5 protein-coding genes are annotated in these 5,687 nt (G+C 36.3%); 4 read left to right on the top strand and 1 reads right to left on the bottom strand.

Translation table 11 applies throughout. The annotated features are described in order from the left end of the window. From ENO17_00980 to ENO17_00965, 4 genes are all read left to right on the top strand, one after another. The coding region (locus ENO17_00980; protein ID HER23632.1) for an HD domain-containing protein at positions 1-1,337 on the top strand (1,337 nt) is incomplete at its 5' end. 164 nt (positions 1,338-1,501) lie between these two features. Further along, entirely contained in the window at positions 1,502-2,731 is a 1,230-nt protein-coding gene (locus ENO17_00975) for a DUF4412 domain-containing protein (protein HER23631.1), read from the top strand. A 213-nt stretch (positions 2,732-2,944) separates the two neighbouring features. Continuing rightward, entirely contained in the window at positions 2,945-3,325 is a 381-nt protein-coding gene (locus ENO17_00970) for a GNAT family N-acetyltransferase (GenBank protein ID HER23630.1), read from the top strand. A gap of 296 nt (positions 3,326-3,621) precedes the next feature. Then, on the top strand, positions 3,622-4,602 hold the full coding sequence (locus tag ENO17_00965; GenBank protein HER23629.1) for a hypothetical protein: 981 nt from the start codon (positions 3,622-3,624) through the stop codon (positions 4,600-4,602). Between the two features lie 817 nt (positions 4,603-5,419). On the opposite strand, the gene ENO17_00960 is transcribed toward ENO17_00965, so the two are convergent. Then, positions 5,420-5,687: hypothetical protein (locus ENO17_00960; GenBank protein HER23628.1), on the bottom strand; the 268-nt coding region annotated here is incomplete at its 5' end.

The following is a 5,687-nucleotide window of genomic DNA, read 5'->3' as shown; positions in this document are numbered from 1 at the left end:
TACAGCAGAGTGAAAACCGATTCAAAGAATTGTTTAACAATATGAGTAGCGGCGTGGCTATCTATGAGGCCAAAGATCACGGTCAGGATTTTATCATCAAAGACTTTAACTGTGCCGGAGAGATGATTGATAAAATAAAAAAAGAAGATATTATCGGTAAAAGTGTCCTCAAAGTATTTCCCGGAATAAAAGATTTTGGCCTTTTTCAGGTCTTTCAGGAGGTATATCAAACTGGTAAGCCCCAATCCCACCCCATCTCCTTCTACCAGGACCAACGGATCTTCGGCTGGCGGGAGAATTATATTTATAAATTGTCTTCCGGTGAAATTGTGGCGGTTTATGATGATATTACCGAACGCAAACAGATGGAGGAAGAATTGTTAAAGAATAAAGCCTTGCTTACTAATGCCGAAGAAATAGGAAAAGTTGGAGGTTGGGAATTTAATGTTGAAACCTTAACTCAAACCTGGACCGATGAAACCTTTAGAATCCTTGAAATCGATATGAGCAAAGGTGAGCCAAAAGTACCTGAAGGTTTAGAATTTATTACCCCACAATTCCGGTCAATGGCCGAACAAGCCATACAGAGAGCTATCAAATATGGTGAACCGTATGACCAAGAATGGGAAGTTATTACAATGAAAGGAAATAAACGCTGGGTACATTCAGTTGCAAAAGCTAAGCAGAAAGAGGGTAAAATTATTAGTGTATTGGGATCCTTTCAGGATATCACCGAGCAAAAACAGGCAGAGGAAAGATTAAAGAAGACCATGGATGCTACCCTTGAAACCATGTCCAAGATCGTCGAGGCCAAAGACCCCTATACTGCCGGCCACCAGCTGAGGGTATCTCAACTGGCTGTAGCCATCGCTGTCGAGCTAAACCTTCCCCAGGATCAGCTGGAAGGAGTAAGGGTATCCTCTTTGATCCATGATATCGGAAAGATCGGCCTGCCTACCGAAACCTTGAGTAAACCCACTCACTTAACAGAGATAGAATTCAATCTCATCAAAGAACATTCCCAATTAGGATATGATATCTTAAAATCCATCGATTTCGCCTATCCGGTAGCCCAAATAGTCCTGGAACATCACGAAAGGTTAAATGGCTCCGGCTATCCCCATCAGCTAAAAGGTGATCAGATCCTCCTGGAAGCCCGCATCTTAGGGGTAGCGGATGTAGTCGAGGCCATGTCTTCTCATCGTCCCTATCGACCGGCATTAGGCATCGATAAGGCCCTGGAAGAAATTACCCGGAACAAAGAGACTCTCTATGACCCGAAAGCAGTAGATGTTTGCTTAAGGCTCTTCAAAGAAAAAGGATTTGAATTTGAATAGGTGGGGAAATAATTAGTATTCAATTCAACAACAAAGAGATTTTTATAAAGAAGGATTTTAAAAATTGATATCGTATATTATAAATAAGTTTTCAATTAAACCTCAAAAGAAATTATTATTCTATATACCAGCCCGGAAATTTAGATAAAAAGGAGAGAAAAAAGATGAAAAGATACAAGTCTGTTTTTTTAAAATGGTTCTGCCTATTGACAGTGTGCATCCTCGTTCTCATCATCATGGCGGGAAACGTTCTGGCTGCTGATTTTACCGGGAAAGTACAAATAAAACAGGGGAACGAAATTAGTAAAGGAACTATCTTTGTTTTGGGCCCAAAATACTGTCTGGAGTTAGTGCAATACGGAGAAAAGGGAAGAATAATTGTGGATACCGAGAAAAATGCCACCACGATTATTGTCTTTTCGGAAAAAGAGTATATGAACATTTCCTCAGATGATATGATCAGCCTGATGAATAACCCTTTCCAGAGCTACCAATATTCTCTTACCCTAGGAGAAGAAGAGTTTATGGGCAGCGAAACCCTACAAGGCTACGAATGTGAAGTCTATCAGATTGTCATAGCAGATACACCGGCACTGACCAAGTGGCAGGCCAAAGACCTTGGCTTTCCTATCAAGATTGCCCAGCATGGCCAGCAGAAAAGAACTATCGAGATCCTGGATATTGAAGAAAAACCTATAGACCCTCAGGTTTTTGCCATCCCTGAAGGTTTTAGCAAATGGGTCGATCCGGAATCGCTTCCGGGTAAAACACCAGAGTGGGCAGACGATATAGCAGACGCCCCGCTTCTGACCCCGCCCTTTGAAGAAAACATGGGAGCGGGGGATATTATTCGCATAAAGATCGAGCCGGGAAAATCTCTGGCTGTTAAAGCGGAAGGGATATCGGAAAGCGGAGCAGTTGCCAGGGTCATCCCCTTTAAAGGCACTATCTCGGTAAAAGATGAGCTCCGATTTAACAATTTTGCCAAGAAAGAAGTCATCTGTGTCCGAAACCATGAGATGTCGAGTGAAGCGGATGAATTGGTTATTCGGGTTTATGAAGGAAATGTCACCCTCCTGGCCAAGTGGATGGGGATGTTCGAAAAAGAAGCCTCGGCCGGTGAAGAGATCCGCTACCCCATAAGCGGAAAGGAATATATCACCACCCGGTTCATTAACCTGACCGAGGAAACTGCCGAAGCTGCTTTTGCTTATTATCAGAACGGCAAGCCCATGGAAGATGATACTCCGGCCAAATACAAAACGATCACTTTGAAAAATCCCTGGAATGTAAACAGCGCTACCCGGGAAGCCAAAGGTGATGAGCTGGTTATAAAGGTGAACACCGGGAAGATGCAGATCAAGCTGGGTCAATTCGATCCCTTTGAATTCTAAACCGTAAAAAATGAACTTTATGGTGAGGTTTTAAACTATAAAAAGTACAATTTTATTTCAAAAAGTAAATACCGAGAGGCATGAATGGCAAAAGAAAAGATTTGAGATAAATGATATCAGTAACGGAGTAGTGGAAATTAGGCCTTGCCGGGATGCTGATTTCCCAGATTTCTTTAATATCCATCCTCAGGGAGCCTATTTCAACGCTCATCTATTGTGCGAAACCTAATAAACGATTGTAACAGCTTGATTGTGGATGTTCTTGATGATCGGGTGGTAGGTTATGTCTACTACGAAGATTTTAAAGGGGATGGTTATAGCGATATCTGTTTTTTAAATGTATTGCCCTCTGTACGAAATAGAAGAATTGGAACGATGCTGGCAAAAAAAGCCATAGAGGACAGCTTTCAAAAGAGTTACATAAAAAAGGTTGAAATTTCTGTACGTGTGAATAACCCTGAAGCTTTTCGCTTATATCAACGATTGGGTTTCCAAGAAACCATTACCTTTATGGCTTATAAAAAACAAGGAGGTCCCCTAATACCTCATTTATTTCAGTCAGTCCAAAGAAGAGATTTTGCTATAAAAACATAAAAAGTTTAATAGTTATTCTACAAGCTTTTGCATTAAAAGAGCAGGGGAGCTTTAAATAATTTTTTTGAAAAAAGGTTGAGACCTTCTGAAAGATCATTAACAACGAATTCTTTTATCCTAATTCATTTGATTCTTTGAAAAATCTCATCTATAATTTAGGCAACTTCTTATTTGAATATAATCACTTAAAAAGACACGGGGGGACTTTCGTATATCACCCCCTATTAAAAGTTAGAAAAAATTACCTTATTATTGAGCTAGTACAACTGTTCACTGTTTTATAGAGGAGTTTATCCATGTTTAAAGCATTTTTCTTTTCTTTAAGTATTATTTTTTTTGGATTAATTATAGGTTACATTTTTCAACTATTGGAACAGAGAGATATTATTCGACTACCTATTAGTTTAGAAGAATTTCGAAAACTCCTTCAAAAAGCTGCACTTTTGTTCTTTATACCGATTTCTTCTATTGGAGCAATATGGATAATAAAAGTAGAAGATGTTAGAATTGCTCTATTGCCATTTCTGGCAATTTTTGCAATTCTTATTGGAGGTGTATTAGGTCTTATTGCAGCAAAATTACTTAAACTAAACCGAAAAAAAAGTGGTTCAATGTTTGCTTGTGGTTCATTTACCAATATTACATCTATTGGGGGAATAATCTGTTATTTATTTTTAAGTGAAAAAGGTTATGCTCTATTTTCTCTTTATAAATTGTTTGAGATAGTCGCTTATTTTGCTATAGGTTTTCCTATTTCAAAATTATTTAGCAGCAAGTTCACCATAAAGCAAAATATTATATCCCGTCTTCAAACGGTATTTACCGACATTTTTGTGATAGTTGCTCTGGTTAGTATGGCAATTGGAGCCATTTTTAATTTATCTGGCATAGAAAGACCCGAATTTTATAAAACAATCAATGCTATTTTTATTCCGCTTGGAACAGTAATCCTACTAATCTCTATCGGATTGAGTATGAAATTTGGAAAAGTAAGGAACTATATTAATGAATGCCTGGCCATTTCTGTTATAAAATTTATATTAGTACCTTTGATTGTATCTGCAACGGCTTTCTTATTGGGTTATGGTAAAATAGAGGACGGATTACCCCTTAAGGTTGTAATCATTCTATCTTCAATGCCGGTTGCTTTTACTGCTTTAATTCCTCCCTCAATATATGACTTAGACTTAGATTTAGCCAATTCTTGTTGGTTGGTTACTACTCTCAGCATGGCTTTAATTTTACCTTTATTGTCTTTTATTATTAGCTTAATATAAACTTAAAGATATATATTTGGCTGTTCCCAATGGGGGGACAGACAACCTTTAAATTAAAAAAGCGGCTAGTCCCCGTTTGTGCTTGCTAAATCCCCCATACGGACGTATCTTGAAAAGAGCAGGGGAGGTATGTTATTTTGCATATAAGGAGGGTCTTTTACCTCTTTACGTATAATTTATATAAGCAACCCCTAAAAATCTCTTCATATACGCAGTTCTGTAGCGTTTTTCAAAACCTTTACAATATACCTTATTTATAACAGTTACAACGTTTTAGATGAATTACTTTTTATAGAGTAAATATAGTAAATTTTTATATAAAATATAGGTTTTTTATAGTTTTTAATTGGAAAAAGGTGGAGCAGGTTTCATTAGTAGTAAAATTATGGATAATAAATAATATGTGTATAATATGATGACTATGACTATTATATAAAATATGATTGTATGCGAAGCACTAAAAGAATATCTAAAAAAATAAAAATGGAAATGCTAAAGAAAACTTTAATCGAACAATGCAAAGATACCAAAGATACTATAAAATTAAATCATGAAATCTGTAATGATTTTAAATATATTGATGGTGAGCAAGAATGACATAAAGGAATAATGAGATTGCCACACTTTCTTCGAAAGTTCGCAATGGCAGAGAGAGGTAAAAAGAATAATAAAATAAAGCGTTCGGAGAATTTTATATTTTGTTCAATTTTACAACGTCCTATAATATATCTTATGTAAAGTAATGTTTTTTTATTGTCTTTTTTATTTTTTTTGTTTTATCCATAAAATAAAATGTTTTTTATTATATTAAAATTATTTAGCAGGTTAAATGAAAAGCGGCAATTAGATTATTCTTTTTATAAAGTTTATTATATTCGATACATGCATCTTCAGTCTTTTTTATAATTACTTGTTTGATGCCGGATGATTTTATATCTTCGACTAATTCTTTTGGTACTTTCATTAGTCCGAAAAAGCCGGTTCCTATTATTAAAATATCAGGTTTTTGGTTAATTATTTCTTTTATATCATCCATACAGAGATTGTGACCCTCTTTTCTCCACCAACTATCATAAATATAATTT

The sequence above is a fragment of the Candidatus Atribacteria bacterium genome, assembly GCA_011056645.1.
Lineage (GTDB): Bacteria > Atribacterota > Phoenicimicrobiia > Phoenicimicrobiales > Phoenicimicrobiaceae > Sediminicultor > Sediminicultor quartus.
Note: the sequence above shows the minus strand (reverse complement) of the source record. Positions and strands in the feature narration are given on the sequence as shown.